General features: G+C 59.5%; 13 protein-coding genes. 8 read left to right on the top strand and 5 right to left on the bottom strand.

Features of this window, described 5'->3' with window-relative positions; translation table 11 throughout:
• Window positions 1–85 precede the first annotated feature (85 nt).
• The 6 genes from H8F22_RS15325 (at window position 86) to H8F22_RS15300 (ending at window position 10,366) form a co-directional block, all read left to right on the top strand.
• Window positions 86–382: a hypothetical protein gene (locus tag H8F22_RS15325; protein WP_027926698.1), complete on the top strand. Its 297-nt coding sequence runs from the start codon at window positions 86–88 to the stop codon at window positions 380–382.
• Between the two features lie 278 nt (window positions 383–660).
• Window positions 661–2,466: a phenylacyl-CoA dehydrogenase gene (locus tag H8F22_RS15320; RefSeq protein ID WP_194940418.1), complete on the top strand. Its 1,806-nt coding sequence runs from the start codon at window positions 661–663 to the stop codon at window positions 2,464–2,466.
• Between the two features lie 468 nt (window positions 2,467–2,934).
• On the top strand, window positions 2,935–5,076 hold the full coding sequence (locus H8F22_RS15315; protein ID WP_194940417.1) for a cytochrome-c peroxidase: 2,142 nt from the start codon (window positions 2,935–2,937) through the stop codon (window positions 5,074–5,076).
• A 146-nt stretch (window positions 5,077–5,222) separates the two neighbouring features.
• A complete protein-coding gene (locus H8F22_RS15310; RefSeq protein ID WP_027926701.1) occupies window positions 5,223–6,512 on the top strand; it encodes a GGDEF domain-containing protein in 1,290 nt (429 codons plus the stop codon).
• 90 nt (window positions 6,513–6,602) lie between these two features.
• Window positions 6,603–8,399, top strand: a complete 1,797-nt coding sequence (locus tag H8F22_RS15305; RefSeq protein WP_059182060.1) for an acyl-CoA dehydrogenase C-terminal domain-containing protein — start codon at window positions 6,603–6,605, stop codon at window positions 8,397–8,399.
• A 188-nt stretch (window positions 8,400–8,587) separates the two neighbouring features.
• A complete protein-coding gene (locus H8F22_RS15300) occupies window positions 8,588–10,366 on the top strand; it encodes an acyl-CoA dehydrogenase C-terminal domain-containing protein (protein WP_059182061.1) in 1,779 nt (592 codons plus the stop codon).
• Between the two features lie 228 nt (window positions 10,367–10,594).
• Here the strand turns inward: H8F22_RS15300 and H8F22_RS15295 are convergent, their stop codons facing one another.
• Window positions 10,595–11,524: a LysR family transcriptional regulator gene (locus H8F22_RS15295; RefSeq protein ID WP_027926704.1), complete on the bottom strand. Its 930-nt coding sequence runs from the start codon at window positions 11,522–11,524 to the stop codon at window positions 10,595–10,597.
• Between the two features lie 169 nt (window positions 11,525–11,693).
• On the opposite strand from H8F22_RS15295, the gene H8F22_RS15290 reads away from it, so the two are divergent.
• Together H8F22_RS15290 and H8F22_RS15285 are read left to right on the top strand one after the other, a co-directional pair.
• Window positions 11,694–12,929: an aspartate aminotransferase family protein gene (locus H8F22_RS15290; protein WP_027926705.1), complete on the top strand. Its 1,236-nt coding sequence runs from the start codon at window positions 11,694–11,696 to the stop codon at window positions 12,927–12,929.
• Between the two features lie 205 nt (window positions 12,930–13,134).
• A complete protein-coding gene (locus H8F22_RS15285) occupies window positions 13,135–13,293 on the top strand; it encodes a YqaE/Pmp3 family membrane protein (protein ID WP_007904205.1) in 159 nt (52 codons plus the stop codon).
• A 104-nt stretch (window positions 13,294–13,397) separates the two neighbouring features.
• Here H8F22_RS15285 and H8F22_RS15280 read toward each other — a convergent pair whose 3' ends face one another.
• Genes H8F22_RS15280 through pqqC form a run of 4 tightly spaced genes read right to left on the bottom strand, consistent with a single transcriptional unit; the run spans window position 13,398 to window position 17,367 of the window.
• On the bottom strand, window positions 13,398–15,230 hold the full coding sequence (locus H8F22_RS15280) for a S9 family peptidase (protein WP_027926706.1): 1,833 nt from the start codon (window positions 15,228–15,230) through the stop codon (window positions 13,398–13,400).
• Window positions 15,196–16,350 (bottom strand): pyrroloquinoline quinone biosynthesis protein PqqE, encoded by a 1,155-nt coding sequence (gene pqqE / locus H8F22_RS15275; protein ID WP_177327636.1) that lies wholly within the window; start codon window positions 16,348–16,350, stop codon window positions 15,196–15,198. The genes H8F22_RS15280 and pqqE overlap by 35 nt, the downstream gene beginning before the upstream one ends.
• A complete protein-coding gene (gene pqqD / locus H8F22_RS15270) occupies window positions 16,343–16,618 on the bottom strand; it encodes a pyrroloquinoline quinone biosynthesis peptide chaperone PqqD (RefSeq protein ID WP_027926708.1) in 276 nt (91 codons plus the stop codon). Before pqqD ends, pqqE begins: the two co-directional genes overlap by 8 nt.
• Window positions 16,615–17,367, bottom strand: coding sequence for a pyrroloquinoline-quinone synthase PqqC (gene pqqC / locus H8F22_RS15265; RefSeq protein ID WP_027926709.1), 753 nt, complete (start codon window positions 17,365–17,367; stop codon window positions 16,615–16,617). Before pqqC ends, pqqD begins: the two co-directional genes overlap by 4 nt.
• Window positions 17,368–17,428: the final 61 nt, after the last annotated feature.

Raw genomic sequence — 17,428 nt, 5'->3', positions numbered from 1 at the left:
GTGCCATTAGTGTTTTTGTCGGGCGTTTTGCCATCATGTCTGATTCAATGCCCGCTATTGATCCTCTTGCCGGACGAGTTCTCCCATGCAGATTTCAGGTAACACTGCTTTTTATGCGGGTCTGAGCACCATTCAGACAGGGCAGAACCGCGTCGATCAAGCGGCCGGACAGATCGCCAGCAATACCATCGAACGGTCGGTGACCAGCCAGTCTTCCGACGTTCAGGTGGATCGCCTGCGTTCGGTTGATCGCAGTCAGCGATCCGACCTGACCAGTAATGTCGTCGAGATGACCCAAGGCAAATTTCAGGTGGAAGCGGGCGCTAAAGTCGCCAAGGCTTCAGACGAAATGCTCGGAACGTTGATCGATACATTCGCGTGATCCCTCGCTGAATCCGCTTTCTGAACGCCGCGATTTTTCGCGGCGTTTTTCTGCGTAAGTCCTTCTCCCTCAACTAATCTTTTCTACACGGCACCTTTGCTTGAGCATCGGTGGTGCGCTGCTGCGTGTCCGGCAGATCGATGAGTCGATGACAAACGGCCAAAGATCGACGCTTGACAAGATTTGGGCGTAAACGTATGTTTCAAACAACTGTTTGACCGCCACAACAAATCAACGCGGTCGTTCATTCCCGGTTACATCAGCAGAGGTTTATCGCTATGCCTGACTACAAGGCCCCCTTGCGTGATATTCGCTTCGTTCGTGACGAACTGCTCGGCTACGAAGCGCACTATCAGAGCCTTCCGGCTTGTGCGGACGCAACTCCGGACATGGTTGACGCCATTCTCGAGGAAGGCGCCAAGTTTTGTGAGCAGGTACTGGCTCCGCTGAACCGCGTGGGTGACACCGAAGGTTGCACCTGGAGCGAGTCCGGCGTTAAAACCCCGACGGGTTTCAAAGAAGCCTACAAGCAATTCGTCGAAGGCGGCTGGCCTAGTCTGGCGCACGATGTAGAGCACGGTGGCCAAGGCCTGCCGGAGTCTCTGGGTCTGGCTGTCAGCGAAATGGTTGGCGAGGCCAACTGGTCGTGGGGCATGTACCCTGGCCTGTCCCATGGCGCAATGAACACCATTTCCGAACACGGCACGCCTGAGCAACAAGACGCGTACCTGACCAAACTGGTATCCGGCGAGTGGACCGGCACCATGTGCCTGACCGAACCGCACTGCGGCACCGACCTGGGCATGCTGCGCACCAAGGCCGAACCTCAGGCCGACGGCTCCTACAAAGTCTCCGGCACCAAGATCTTCATCTCGGCCGGTGAACACGACATGGCCGATAACATCGTCCACATCGTACTGGCCCGCCTGCCGGACGCACCGGCTGGCACCAAAGGCATTTCGCTGTTCATCGTGCCGAAGTTCATGCCGAACGCAGACGGTTCGATCGGCGCACGCAATGCGGTGACCTGTGGTTCCCTGGAACACAAGATGGGCATCCACGGTAACGCGACTTGCGTGATGAACTTCGACGCGGCCACCGGTTTCCTGATCGGCCCGGCGAACAAAGGCCTGAACTGCATGTTCACCTTTATGAACACCGCACGTCTGGGCACCGCGCTGCAAGGTCTGGCTCACGCCGAGATCGGCTTCCAGGGCGGCCTGAAATACGCGCGTGATCGCCTGCAAATGCGTTCGCTGACTGGCCCGAAAGCGCCGGAAAAAGCCGCCGACCCGATCATCGTTCACCCAGACGTACGTCGCATGCTGTTGACCATGAAGGCATTCGCCGAAGGCAACCGTGCAATGGTTTACTTCACCGCCAAGCAAGTCGACATCGTCAAGTACGGCGTGGATGAAGAAGAGAAGAAGAAAGCCGACGCACTGCTGGCCTTCATGACGCCAATCGCCAAAGCCTTCATGACTGAAGTCGGTTTCGAATCGGCCAACCACGGCGTACAAATCTACGGCGGCCACGGCTTCATCGCCGAGTGGGGCATGGAGCAGAACGTTCGTGACAGCCGCATTTCGATGCTGTACGAAGGCACCACCGGTATCCAGGCCCTCGACCTGCTGGGCCGTAAAGTGCTGATGACCCAAGGCGAGGCCCTGAAAGGCTTCACCAAGATCGTCCACAAGTTCTGCCAGACCAACGAAGGCAACGAAGCCGTTCAGGAATTCGTCGCACCGCTGGCTGCACTGAACAAAGAATGGGGCGAGCTGACCATGAAGGTCGGTATGGCTGCCATGAAGGATCGCGAAGAAGTGGGCGCGGCCTCCGTGGACTACCTGATGTACTCCGGTTACGCCTGCCTGGCCTACTTCTGGGCTGACATGGCGCGTCTGGCTGCCGAGAAACTGGCTGCCGGCACTTCCGAAGAGGCGTTCTACACCGCCAAGCTGCAGACTGCGCGCTTCTACTTCCAGCGCATCCTGCCGCGTACCCGCACTCACGTTGCAACCATGCTGTCGGGCGCCAACAACCTGATGGACATGAAAGAAGAGAACTTCGACCTGGGCTACTAAGCCTTAACGCAGTTGCTTCAAAAAAACCGCTGCTCCTTCGGGAGTGGCGGTTTTTTTTGCGTTGTGTAAACAGTAGGCGCTCGCGAGTAGTGCAACTAAACCTTTGTGTCTAGTTAACTAACTGGGCGCAATTGTTTTCGGTGTCAAATAAGTAAAATAACTTTGTTTGCAATTACGGGGCCAAGGTTCAAGGTCTCGCAGGTACGTGGGCTTTGGCGGTGAGGCCCACTGTGGCTGGGGGATTGGCCCCCGGTAATGGGGGATTTTCACCAAAGTTGAGGCTTGTATAAAAGCTCAGAATTAATTCGTGTTTTTGCTGTTGAAATCTTTTGTAACAGCTACAGTTCGATTAAGCGCCTGCTACGGTGCCTCCCATAGCGTTTCAACTTCGGCGACGACAAAGTCTAACTTTGCCAGTTGAGTGACGCCTCATGCCCGGCAACTCCATCACTGAATCGGGGTGTCATCATGGTGAACTTGAGCCTTTTTGTTCGAACTGTCCGTCTGCCCTGCGTGATCGTCTGCGGGCTGCTCGTTATCAGTCTGTCCGCCAAAAATGCTTTCGCGGCGACGGCGGCGGAAGTTGATCTGCCCGTGCCGGAAGTCCCTTCCCTGCAGACGCTGCACGGCATGACACCCCCTGACCCTTCCGGCATCGAAGGCGGGCGCAAAGTCGACCTCATGACTGATTACGTGCTCAATCGCTCGGCGGCGATTCTCCTGGGCAAGGCGCTGTTCTGGGACATGGAGATCGGCAGTGACGGTTCGACGGCGTGTGCCTCCTGCCACTTTCATGCGGGTGTCGATCACCGGATCACCAATCAGATCAACCCAGGCCAGGCCAGCACCCATGCCAACGTTTCGTCGATCTTCAACAAACCGTTTGTAGCCTCCGATATTCCTGGCGACGTCCCTTCTTATGCGACCCTGTCCGCCGGCAAGGGCGGCCCGAACTACACGCTGAAGAAAACCGACTTTCCGACCCACGTGCTGGCCGATCCGCTGGATCGCAACTCGCCGATTGTCTATTCGACCGACGATGTGGTCGGCTCGCAAGGGGTGTTCGACGCCAACTTCGTCAAGCCGAATCAACCGCGCTTCGACAAATGCACACAGCAACCGGACGGCGTGTTCCAGGTCGGCGGTATCAATGTGCGGCGCAGCACCGGACGCAATGCCCCGACGGTGATCAACGCCGCGTTCAACGTGCGCAACTTCTGGGACGGTCGGGCTAACAACGTGTTCAACGGCTTTTCGCCGTTCGGTAATCGCGACCCTGATGCCGGGATTTTCGTCACCAGCGATCGCAGCGGGGTGGCCACCAAAGTTCGGCTGGCCCTCAACGATGCCTCTGCCGCCTCGCAGGCTGTCGGACCACCGGGTAGCCCTGTGGAGATGTCCTGCGGCGGGCGCACCTTCGCCGACATTGGCCGACGCATGCTCGACACGCTGATGCTCAAGCAGCAGCGGATTTCATCCGCCGACTCTGTGCTCGGCCCGGTTTCCGGTGCCCGCCGCCCGACCTACAGAGAATTGATCAAGGCCGCTTTCCAGCCTCGGCTGTGGAACGCCACACAACAGGTTTCGCTCGGCGGCGCGCCGTACACTCAGATGGAGGCCAACTTCCCGCTGTTCTTCGGACTGGCGATTCAGATGTACGAATCCACCCTGATCTCCGACCAGGCTCCCGTGGATGCTTATTTGCAAGGCAATCAGCAGGCGATGAATGCGCAGCAGGTCGAGGGGATGAACCTGTTCCTTGGCAAAGGCAAGTGCGTCAATTGTCACGGCGGTGCAGAGCTGACCAACGCTGCCAGCCGCTTGCTGTTCCATCCCCGTGAGCGGATCGAACGGATGCTGATGGCTGACAACCTCACCGCGCTGTACGACAACGGCTTCTACAACACCGGTGTGCGCCCGACGTCGGAAGACCTGGGGCTCGGCGGATCTGATGCATGGGGCAACCCGCTGTCGTTTACTCGCGAATACAACACCCAGTTGCAGGGCATCCATGTGCCGGATCCACTGGACGTGGATGTGTGCACCTTCGAAGCGCTACTGAGCACGGGATTACCCTGCGATTCGACGCTCAAACCTAATGTCGGCTTCCATGATGCGGTGGATGGCGCCTTCAAAACCCCGACGCTGCGCAACATCGCGCTGACCGGGCCGTACTTCCACAACGGCAGCCGCTCGACGCTCAAGCAGGTCGTCGAGTTCTACAACCGCGGTGGCGACCGGCGCGGCTCGGAAGCGAACAACACCAGCGGCTTTGATCATCCGAGTGTGAATCAGCACAACACCTCCAACCTTGATCCGGACATGACCGCCCTGAACCTGACGCCTGATGAAGTGGATGCACTGGTCAAGTTCATGGAAGTCGGGCTGACCGATCCGCGCGTGGCGTGGGAACAGGCGCCTTTCGATCATCCGTCGCTGGTCATTCCACAAGGCCATATTGGTGATGAAAACGCCGTGACGTTGAAGCCCGTCAGTCCAAAAATCACTACCCGACAAGCGGCAGATGCGCTGATTACACTCAAACCGGTCGGTGCGGAAGGGCGCCCGGCTACGGAAGGGCCACTGTTGCCGTTCTACAACGACCTCTGATGGACTGAGGTGACTGGCCGCGCTGTTCGCGGCCAGTCATGCACCCGCTAAAAAAACCTGACATTTCGCTCAGTAAGTCGACGTTTCTGCCGTTACAGTAGGTGGGCACAATGCCATCTATTGTCGTGACGGTCGGAGCTTTACCCTTGCCGCGTTCTTCCGCTGTGCGTTTCAGCCATTTCCTACCGTCGTTACTGCTTTTACTTGCGGGGCTTGCGGCTGCCTACATCAAGGAACTGAACGTATTCTTCACCTCGCTGTTCAACGTCCTGCCGACGTTGGTGCTGTTGCTCGGTGGTGCGTATTGCGCGGTTTACCGACGTCAGCGCGAGCTGTTTCTGATGGTCACGGTGTACATCGCCTACTTTTTGCTCGATACCCAGACCGACTATTACCGCGACAACGGCAAAGTCCGTGAAGACGCCGCCGTGGTTTTCCATCTGTGTTGCCTGTTGCTGCCGCTGTTGTTCGGGGTGTTCGGGGCCTGGCAGGAACGCACGCATTTGTTTCAGGACATGGTGGCGCGCTTCGCGGTATTGCTGGCCGTCGGCAGTGTCGCGTTGGGGCTGGAGCAAAGTTACCCACAGGCCTTGCTGATGTGGCTGTCGGAAATCCGCTGGCCAGCGCTGCATGGCGCCTGGATGAGCCTGATCCAGCTGTCTTATCCGGTGTTCCTCGCGTCGTTCCTGTTGCTGAGCTGGCAATACTGGCGCAACCCGCGACCGTTGCATGCCGCTCAACTGGTGGGTTTGCTCGGGTTGTTCTGGGCGCTGCCGAAAACCTTCATTCTTCCGTTTACCCTCAACATCATGTGCAGTCAGGTGATGCTGATGATTGCCGCGGCGGTCGCCCATGAGGCCTACCAAATGGCCTTCCGCGACGAACTCACCGGGCTGCCGGGCCGGCGCGCCTTGAACGAGCGGATGCAGCGCCTGGGGCGTAATTACGTGCTGGCCATGAGCGACGTCGATCACTTCAAGAAATTCAACGACACTCACGGTCACGATGTCGGCGACCAAGTGCTGCGACTGGTCGCCAGCAAACTGTCGAAAATCGGCGGCGGCGGTAGGGCCTATCGTTACGGCGGTGAGGAATTTGCACTGGTGTTCGCAGGCAAGACGCTCGAAGAGTGCATGCCGCACCTGGAAGTCATCCGCGAATCCATCGCGACCTACAATATTCAGCTGCGCAATCAGGACAACCGGCCTCAGGACGACCAGCAAGGTCGTCAGCGTCGCTCGGGTCCTGGGGCTTCAAGTGTGTCGGTCACGGTCAGCATCGGTGTCGCCGAACGCGTCGAGCAGCGCACCCCTGAAAAGGTGCTCAAGTCGGCGGACGAAGCGCTCTACAGCGCCAAGGGCGCCGGACGAAACTGCGTGGTGGCGTTCGGTCAGACCCGTCGTGGCGCCGTGCGAATGGACGCCGCCGCGGGTTGAGTGATGATGGCGCATTCAGCGTCTGGACTGTGATTGTGAGGCGTGGTGGCCGGCAGTAGGTTTGAAGCCTCTGCTGACGGAGAAACGACCATGCCTGAGTACAAAGCTCCCCTGCGCGACATGCGCTTTCTGATCGACCACGTCTTCGACTTCCACAGCAACTACGCTGCGCTGGGCGCCTCCGAGGCCAGCCCGGACATGATCAACGCCATCCTCGAAGAGGGCGCGAAGTTCTGTGAGAACGTTCTGGCCCCATTGAATCGCAGCGGTGACGAAGAGGGCTGCCATTTCGACAATGGCGTGGTGACAACGCCTACAGGCTTCAAGCAGGCTTTCGCACAATACGTCGAGGGCGGCTGGCATGGTCTGGCGGCGGACCCGGCATACGGCGGCCAGGGCTTGCCGAGTTCGTTGGGTCTGGTGATCAGCGAAATGGTCGGTTCCAGCAACACCTCGTGGGGCATGTACCCGGGCCTGACCCACGGCGCGATGTCGGCGATCCACGCCCACGGCACCGAAGACCAGAAAAACACCTACCTGAGCAAACTCACCGCGGGCCAATGGACCGGTACCATGTGCCTGACCGAAGCCCATTGCGGCACCGACCTGGGCATTATCAAGACCCGCGCCGTGCCTTCAGCCGATGGCAGCTACGCGATCTCCGGCAGCAAGATTTTCATCTCCGCCGGCGAGCACGACATGAGCGACAACATCATTCACCTGGTGCTGGCGAAACTGCCGGACGCGCCGGCGGGCACCCGCGGCATCTCGCTGTTTATCGTGCCTAAATTCCTGCCCGATGCCGAGGGTGAGGCGGGCGAGCGCAATGGCGTTTCCTGCGGTTCGATCGAACACAAGATGGGCATCAAGGCTTCGGCGACGTGCGTCCTGAACTTCGATGGCGCCAAGGGTTTCTTGATCGGGGAGCCGAATAAAGGCCTGAACTGCATGTTCACCATGATGAACCACGCGCGCCTCGGCACCGGGATGCAGGGTTTGTGTCTGGGCGAAGCGAGCTTCCAGGGCGCGATCAAATACGCCAACGACCGCCTGCAAATGCGCTCCCTGACCGGCCCGAAAGCACCGGAGAAAGCCGCCGACCCGATCATCGTCCACCCGGACGTGCGTCGGATGTTGCTCACCATGAAAGCCTTCAACGAGGGCAACCGAGCACTGACTTACTTCACCGCGCAGTTGCTGGACGTGGCGCACCTGAGCGCGGATGAAAGCGCTCGCCAGGACGCCGAAGACCTGCTGGCCTTCCTGACGCCGATCTGCAAGGCCTTCATGACTGATACCGGGCTGGAAGTGACCAACCATGGCATGCAGGTGTTTGGCGGGCACGGGTTCATTCGTGAATGGGGCATGGAACAGTTGGTCCGCGACTGCCGGATTGCGCCGATCTACGAAGGCACCAACGGTATCCAGGCGCTGGATTTGCTCGGGCGCAAGGTGCTCGGCAGTCAGGGCAAACTGCTGCGTGGCTTCACCAAAATCGTCCATAAGTTCTGTGCGGCGAACGCTGAACACCCGCAGCTTGGCAGCTATGTGGCGCAACTCAACACGCTGAATCAGCAGTGGGGCGAGCTGACCACCCAGGTCGGCATGGCCGCGATGAAGAATGCGGACGAAGTCGGCGCGGCATCCGTGGACTACTTGATGTACAGCGGTTACATCATCCTCGGCTACCTGTGGCTGCGCATGGCGCTGGTGGCTCAGACGCAACTCGATTCGGGGAGCGGTGATGCCGATTATTGCCAGGGCAAACTCGCGACCAACGAGTTTTACTTCAAGCGATTGCTGCCACGCACAGCCGCTCATCGGGCCGCCATCGAAGCGGGCAGTGATTGCCTGATGAAATTGCCGGCGGAGTTGTTTGCACTTTAGCCTTTTAGATGAGCAACAAAGAAAGCTCGCGTAACCGCGGGCTTTTTTTATGACCCGATAGTCAATGACCAATCATTACAAAACGGTCATGGGCTGACCCTATGTGTCGTAAAAGTTGTTGGGTTACACTCGGACCCAACGAATGCACCACCCTACGAATCACCTGTTTAGATCTTGCGAGGTTTGCCATGGCTGACTACAAAGCGCCGCTGCGCGATATGCGCTTCGTTCTCAATGAAGTTTTCGAGGTCACCAAACTGTGGGCCGAACTGCCCGCGCTGGCCGAGACCGTTGATGCGGAAACCGTCGAAGCCATTCTTGAAGAAGCCGGCAAAGTCACCAGCAAAAGCATCGCGCCCCTGAGCCGTGCAGCTGACGAAGAAGGTTGCCATTGGGCGGACGGTGCCGTCACCACGCCGGCAGGTTTCCCACAGGCTTATCAGACTTACGCTGAAGGCGGTTGGGTTGGCGTCGGCGGTGATCCGACCTACGGCGGCATGGGCATGCCCAAGGCTGTTTCGGCTCAGGTCGAAGAAATGGTCAACTCCGCCAGCCTATCGTTCGGTCTGTACCCGATGCTGACGGCCGGCGCCTGCCTGTCGATCAACGCCCACGCCAGTGACGAGCTGAAAGCCGCGTACCTGCCGAACATGTACGCCGGCATCTGGGCCGGTTCCATGTGCCTGACCGAGCCACACGCCGGTACTGACCTGGGGATCATCCGCACCAAGGCTGAACCTCAGGCCGACGGTTCCTACAAAGTCAGCGGCACCAAGATCTTCATCACCGGTGGCGAGCACGACCTGACCGAAAACATCATTCACCTGGTGCTGGCCAAACTGCCGGACGCACCGGCTGGTCCGAAAGGCATTTCGCTGTTCCTGGTGCCGAAGTACAGGGTCAATGCCGACGGCAGCCTGGGCGCACGCAACCCGGCGAACTGCGGTTCGATCGAACACAAGATGGGCATCCAGGCGTCCGCGACTTGCGTGATGAACTTCGACGAAGCTGTGGGTTATCTGGTCGGCGAGCCGAACAAAGGCCTGGCGGCGATGTTCACCATGATGAACTACGAGCGTCTGGGTGTCGGTATCCAGGGCCTGGCCACCGGTGAGCGCTCGTACCAGAACGCCGTTGAATACGCTCGCGATCGTCTGCAAAGCCGTTCGCCAACCGGTGCGCAGAACAAAGACAAAGTCGCCGACCCGATCATCGTCCACCCGGACGTGCGTCGTATGCTGCTGACCATGAAAGCCTCGAACGAAGGCGGCCGTGCCTTCTCGACTTACGTCGCCATGCAACTGGACACCGCCAAGTTCAGTGAAGACGCGACCACCCGCAAGCGCGCTGAAGATCTGGTGGCGTTGCTGACCCCAGTGGCCAAGGCGTTCCTGACCGACCTCGGTCTGGAAACCACCGTCCACGGCCAGCAGGTGTTTGGCGGCCACGGTTACATCCGTGAGTGGGGCCAGGAACAATTGGTGCGCGACGTGCGCATCACCCAGATTTACGAAGGCACCAACGGCATCCAGGCGCTGGACCTGGTCGGGCGCAAGATTGTCGGTACCGGGGGGGCTTTCTATAACTTGTTCGCTGACGAGATCCGTCACTTCACCGCGACCGCCAGCGCCGATCTGGCCGAGTTCACCAAGCCGCTGAACGACGCCGTGACCACCCTCGACGAGCTGACTGCCTGGTTGCTCGACCGCGCGAAAAACAATCCGAATGAAATCGGCGCGGCGTCGGTCGAGTACCTGCAAACCTTCGGTTACGTGGCGTACGCCTACATGTGGGCGTTGATGGCCAAAGCCGCGCAGGGTAAAGAAGAGCAGGACGATTTTTACGCCAGCAAGCTGGGCACGGCGCGCTTCTATTTCGCCCGTCTGTTGCCACGCATTCACTCGTTGAGCGCGTCGGTGAAGGCGGGTAGCGAGTCACTGTTTTTGCTGGATGCTGCGCAGTTCTGACAGATGTGACGTCATGTAAGCATTCTCTTACATGACGTGCTGCTGTTTTCCCATAGGCGTAGATTGGATCCACAGCTAATCTACTTCACATGGACGTCGCGCAGGAAGCGCAAAGCAACAACACGGACACGTAGGATTCTGCCAGGACGGCGGAGTGAAATGGATGTCAGGGAAACAGTCTGCAAAGCCCCGCTTCGGCGGGGTTTTCTTTTGCCCGCAGAAAAGTGTTCAGCTCAACTCGTCGAGGGTTTTCGAGCTGTTCAAGCGTTCCTCGGGCCCGTTCATCACGTCCTCCAGCAGCGTGCGTAACAAGGCCATCGAGGTCTGTTGCCGCTGTACATCCCGGCAGACCAATCCGACTTTCAGCGGCACCCGCGGCTCAGTCAGCGGTTTCCACAGCAGTTCGTTATTGCCGAGCGCCTTTTGCGAGCGCCCGGGCAGCACAGTCGCCAGCCGGGTATGTGGCAAGCTGTCGAGAATCCCCGCCATGTTGTTCAACTCAGCCTGCACCTGCGGGCGCCTGCCGAGGCTGGCCAGTTGCGTCTGCCAGATCTGTCGCACCTGGAACTCTTCTCCCAGCAACAGCATCGGTAATTCGGCGGCCTGACTCATGGAGACTTTCTTGAATTCGCGCAGCGGGTGATCGGCGGGGATGACCAGGGTCAGCTCATCTTCGTACAGCATCACGCCATGCAACCCTGGCTGACGCGGCGGCAGGTAACTGATGCCGATGTCCAGCGAACCATTAAGCAGTCGTCGCTCGATTTCCAGCCCGGTCAGTTCGTAGATCTGCACCACCAGGTGCGGTTGAGCCTTGCGCACGCGTTCGAGCATCTGCGGCACCAGGCTGGTGTGCACGGTTTGCAGTACACCGATGGCCAATGTGCGTAGCGCCTGTCCCTTGAAATTGCCCAATGCCTCGCGTGCCCGCTGCATGCCGTCGAGTAGTGGCACTGCGTGGTTATACAAGGTGTGAGCGGCCAGGGTGGGCAACAGGCGTTTGCTGCTGCGCTCAAACAGGCTCACATCGAGGTTCTGTTCCAGATGGCGAATCTGCTGGGACAACGCCGGCTGAGAGATTGAAAGCCGCTCGGCGGCCCGGCCGACGTGGCCTTCTTCGTAGACCGCGACGAAATAACGCAGTTGCTTGAAATCCATAAGGTGCGCTTATCGAAAATACTCGGAAATCGAAATGGCTCAAGGCCGTGCAAGCGCCTAGTCTAACCGCATTCACAAGGCTTACAGGGCCATAGAACGCGATGAATATCGTTTGCGCCGAAGGTGTTTGCATAGGTAAGGCAAAAAACCTCAATCGAGGTTTTTTTGGATGAATCTGTTCAATTTGCGGCGTCATCCGCCGAGTCTTGATGACCTGGCGGTGGACACTTTCCAGCCATCCCACCGCGACAATCTTTCCAGCGAGTACCTGATGCCCAGCGTCGAGCGGCCGAAACAGATTTTCGTGCGTGGTCAAGGCTCCTGGTTGTGGGACAGCGATGACCGCGCTTACCTGGATTTCACTCAAGGTGGGGGGGCCAACAGCCTGGGGCACAGTCCCTCGGCAGTGGTCCAGGCGATTTCGCAACAGGCTCAATCACTGATCAATCCCGGTTTTGCTGTGCACAATCGCGGCATGCTCAACCTTGCCGGGCGCCTCTGCAGCGCCACTGGCAGCGATCAGGCGTACCTGCTCAACAGTGGCCGCGAAGCGTGTGATGCGGCGATCAAACTGGCGTGTAAGTGGGGCCAACGCTATCGCGGTGGGGCTTCGCGCATCATCATGGTCGGCAACGGCTGCCCAGGCCGTGGTTTCGGAACGCTGGCGGATTTTCACCCCGTTCCCTTCAATGATCTGGCGGCAATGCATGCAGCGGTCGACGCCGGGACCGTAGCCATCATGCTTGAGCCGATCCAGAACGCGGCGGGAGTGATCCCGGCCACCGAGCATTACCTCAAGGGTGTGGAGCGCCTGTGTCGTGAGCTGGGGATTCTGCTGATTCTCGACGAAGTGCAAAGCGGTATCGGGCGTTGCGGCGCCTTACTCGCAGAACAGTCCTACGGCGTTCGGGCAGATATTGTCGTCCTCGGCGAAGGGCTGGGCGGTGGCGTGCCGCTCGCTGCGTTGCTGGCGCGAGGCAAGGCCTGCTGTTTCGAGATCGGCGAATTGAGCGGCACCCATCACGGCAATGCCCTGATGACAGCGGCCGGGCTGGCGGTACTCGACAGCGTGCAGGACAAGGGATTTCTTGAGCATGTCAGGGAAGCCGGGCAGCACCTGAGTGAAGGCCTCGGGCGTCTGGCTCATCGTTATGGCCACGGCGAATTGCGTGGGCAAGGGCTGCTTTGGGGGCTGACGCTGTCGGACGATTCGGCCGACGCCGTGGTCAATGCTGCGCTGTACGAAGGCCTGTTGCTCAGCGCCCCGCAACCCGACTGCCTGCGCTTCACCCCCGCACTGACGGTCAGCAACGCCAACATCGACGAAATGCTTCTGCGCCTGACTCGCGCCTTCTCCCGTGTACGCACCGCGCAATTGCAGTGCCGTAAAGGGATTGCGGTCTGATCAGACCTGTCCCACGCACATTCCAGAACCGTCTCGCGGTAATAACGCATCGCCCCACGTTTGATTCTTTTCGCGTGGGGCGTTTTTTTGTCCGCAAAGCACGGCGAAGTTTTGGCTGAAGGGGGAAGGGACTGAACCCTGACGAACGGCACAGGTCGATTAACTGTAGGGCTCACACGAGCCACTTCCCATCAGGAGCTGCCCCATGGACTTTATTCGAATCATCATCGCCATTCTATTGCCGCCATTGGGTGTGTTTCTGCAAGTCGGATTCGCCGGCGCGTTCTGGCTGAATATTCTGCTGACGTTGTGCGGTTATATCCCGGGGATCGTGCATGCGGTTTATATCATCGCCAAGCGCTGAGGTTTGCTGGGTCAGATAGGCCGCTATCGCGAGCTGGCTCACTCCAACATTGGATCTAAGGTGTACAGAAATCCCTGTGGGAGCGAGCTTGCTCGCGCTGCTAATCAGGCAGTGTCCCCAAGCTCCATCACCCGCCGATAAAACAACCACTCCTGCTCCAGCGCATGCGCCTGATTGCCCGCCTTGCGAAAGCCATGGCGTTCGTCTGCGTAGTAATGCGCTTCAACCAGAATGCCGTTGTCCCGCAGCGCCGTAACCATGTCTCGGGTCTGTTGCGGCACGACCACGGCGTCCAGTTCCCCTTGAAAGAAAATCACCGGCACGCTGATGTTGCTCGCATGCAGCAGCGGCGTGCGCGCGGCATAGCGCTCAGCATCCAGCACCGGATCGCCGATCAGCCAGTCCAGATAATCGCCTTCGAATTTGTGTGTGGCACGCCCCAATGCCACGGGATCGCTGACGCCGTACAAACTGGCGCCGGCGCGGAACACCTTCTGAAACGCCAGCGCACAAAGAGTGGTGTAGCCGCCAGCACTGCCGCCGCGAATGAACGCCTTTCCACCGTCGACCAATCCACGTTCGGCGAGATGGGCGACCACCGCACAGGCGTCTTCAACATCGACGTCGCCCCAACTCAAATGCAGTGCCTGGCGATAAGCCCGACCATAGCCGCTGCTGCCTCGGTAGTTGAGATCGGCCACGGCAAAACCGCGTTGCGCCCAGTATTGAATGCGCGGATCGAGCATCGGGTAGCACGCCGATGTTGGGCCGCCGTGAATGAACACCACCAGCGGCGGCGTTGCATCCCCGTTCATTGCTGGATAGTAGAAACCGTGGGCTTCACCTGAACCGCTCGGGTAGCACAGGGTTTGCGGGACGCTGATCAGCTCGGCGGGTAACGGGGCAATCCCGCCGGCCAGTACCTTGACCTGTCGGCTGTGGCGGTCGATGGCGATCACCGCCGATGAACTGATTGGCGATGCAGCGATGCAATAAATGAACTGCTCATCCAGTGCCAGATGGCGGAAGCGACTGTAGTCACTGGTGAACTCTTCGGTGGTTTCACCGCAAAGACCCAGGCGGCCGAAACCCTGTTCGGTCCAACTGGCCAGGTAGTTGTCTTCACCCAAAGGCAGCCAGGTGCAACCACCGAGTTGCCAGGGCGCCGGCCCATGATCCGCTGCGGCACAGGGCAATGGGCTCAAACCGTCTGCAGACTCCACCCATGGCTGCCAGAAACCGCCACGGTCCGTCAGACAAAGCAGTCGACCACTGTTATCGAATCGAGGCTGTTGCAGTGATTCCTGAACACCCTCGCCAGCCACGCAGCGTGGCGATGCAAACCCGCCATCGCTCTGACGTTCGGCAACCATCAGCCGCGTCGCGGTCCAGGGCTGATCCGGCCGGCTCCACTCGATCCACGCGAGGCGTTGCGAGTCTGGGCTCAGGGTTGGCGCTGCATAGAAGTCGGCACCTTCTGCCAACAGGTGACGCGTGCCGTCTTTCACATCAATCGCCACCAATCGATGCCGGTCGTGGTTCTCTTCAACCGCTAAAACCTGTCCGTTGGCGAATTGCAGGTCACCGAAACGGCATCCGCCTGAGGTCAGCCCTTCGGGCGTTTCACCCTTCAGCGATTGCCGATACAACTGCTGGTCCGCCTCGTTGACGAACACTATCCCGTCATCGGTCAGGCAAAACGCGCCACCGCCATATTCGTACACCCGACTGCGTACGCTGAAACCCGCGGGGGTCAGGCAATGTGCCTGGCCATCGCGCCAATGCCAGATCCGGCAGGCGGCGTCTTCAGGCCGGTATTCGTTCCAGAGCAAGCCATTGCGGCCGACCTGCAACTCGGCAAAATCGACACCGGCAGCGACAGCTTTAGCCGCGCTGAAGGGCTCAGCTTTTTGCGATGAGGCGTGAGTTTCGTTCATTGCGAAAGGCCAGTTGTTCAATGGTCTGGGTCGCGTGCTCGGCTTCTTCGCGGGCCTTGAGGATCACGCCGTGATGTTCGGATTTGCTGCACACCGGGTCGGCATTGCTCGCATCACCCGTGAGCATGAACGCCTGGCAGCGGCAGCCGCCGAAGTCCTTTTCTTTCTCGTCACAGGAACGGCAAGGTTCGGGCATCCAGTCGTAACCGCGAAAGCGATTGAAGCCAAACGAGTCGTACCAGATGTGCTGCATGCTGTGGTCGCGCACGTTGGGAAACTGCACCGGCATCTGCCGGGCACCATGGCAGGGCAGGGCGGTGCCGTCCGGCGTGACCGTCAGAAAGATGCTGCCCCAACCGTTCATGCAGGCTTTCGGCCGCTCTTCGTAATAGTCCGGCGTGACGAAAATCAACTTGCACGGATGCCCTTCGGCTTCGAGCTTGGCGCGATATTCATTGGTGATGCGTTCGGCTCGGACCAGTTGTTCCTTGGTCGGTAAAAGGCCGACCCGGTTGAGCTGCGCCCAACCGTAAAACTGGCAGGTGGCGAGCTCGACGAAGTCCGCCTCAAGGGCGATGCACAGCTCGATGATGCGGTCGATCTTGTCGATGTTGTGCCGATGGGTGACGAAATTCAGCACCATCGGATAGCCATGGGCTTTCACCGCGCGGGCCATTTCCAGCTTCTGCGCAAAGGCTTTTTTCGAGCCGGCCAGCAGGTTGTTCACCTGCTCATCGCTGGCCTGAAAGCTGATCTGGATATGGTCCAGGCCGGCCTTCTTGAAGTCGCTGATTTTCTGTTCGGTCAGGCCGATGCCAGAGGTGATCAGGTTGGTGTAGAAACCCAGCTTGCGCGCCTCGGCAATCAACTCGGCGAGGTCCTGGCGCACCAGCGGTTCACCACCGGAAAAGCCCAACTGCGCCGCGCCCATCTCCCGCGCTTCGCGGAACACCTTGATCCACTGCTCTGTGCTCAGTTCTTTGCCTTGCTCGGCGAAGTCCAGTGGATTGGAGCAGTACGGGCATTGCAGCGGGCAGCGGTAGGTCAGCTCGGCCAGCAACCACAGTGGCAGGCCGATTTCCGGTTTGGGCGGTAACGTGCCTGACGCGGAATCAGGCAAGTTCGATCCAGTGCTGAGCACGGGCGACCTCCATGAATTGCTCGATGTCTTCACCGAGCTCGGGCACGCCGGGGAACTGCTTGTCCAGTTCGGCAATGATCGCAGCGACATCGCGTTCGCCGTCGATCAAGCCGCCGATCAGCGCGGCGCTTTCATTGAGTTTGATCATGCCTTCCGGGTACAGCAGCACATGGCCTTTCTGCGCCGGTTCGTACTGGAAACGGTAGCCGGTTCGCCAGGTCGGGGTCTTGCTGCGGTCGAAACTCATAAGGTGATTCCTTTGTGCCAGACCCGTTGTTCGGTCACGCTGTGATACGGCGGGCGTTTCAGTTCGTAGGCCATGCTCATGGCATCGAGCATGCTCCAAAGAATGTCCAGTTTGAACTGGAGAATTTCCAGCATGCGCTCCTGGCCTTCCCGCGTCGTGTAGTGCTGCAAGGTGATCGCCAGACCGTGTTCCACATCGCGACGCGCCTGGCCCAGGCGAGTGCGGAAATACTCGTAGCCGGCCGGGTCGATCCACGGGTAATGCTGTGGCCAACTGTCCAGGCGCGATTGGTGGATCTGCGGTGCGAACAGTTCGGTCAGTGAGCTGCTGGCGGCTTCCTGCCAACTGGCCCGGCGGGCGAAGTTGACGTAGGCATCCACGGCGAAACGCACGCCGGGCAGGACCAGTTCCTGGGAGCGCAACTGATCCGGGTCGAGGCCGACGGCCTGGCCCAGACGCAGCCAGGCTTCGATGCCGCCGTCTTCGCCGGGGGCGCCGTCGTGGTCGAGCAGGCGTTGAATCCACTCGCGACGGATCTCGCGGTCCGGGCAGTTGGCGAGGATCGCGGCGTCTTTCAGGGGAATGTTCACCTGATAGTAGAACCGGTTGGCGACCCAGCCCTGGATCTGCTCACGGGTCGCCCGGCCGTCATACATCGCCACGTGGTAGGGGTGATGGATGTGGTAATAGGCGCCTTTGGCGCGCAGGGCGGCCTCGAATTCGGCGGGGGACATTGGGGTGTTGGTCATTGCGGTTCTCCGGGTATGACCGTAGATGTGTAGCGCTTGTGCCGGCCTCATCGCGAGCAAG

This window comes from Pseudomonas mucoides (assembly GCF_015461845.1).
GTDB classification, from domain to species: Bacteria; Pseudomonadota; Gammaproteobacteria; order Pseudomonadales; family Pseudomonadaceae; genus Aquipseudomonas; species Aquipseudomonas mucoides.
Note: the sequence above shows the minus strand (reverse complement) of the source record. Positions and strands in the feature narration are given on the sequence as shown.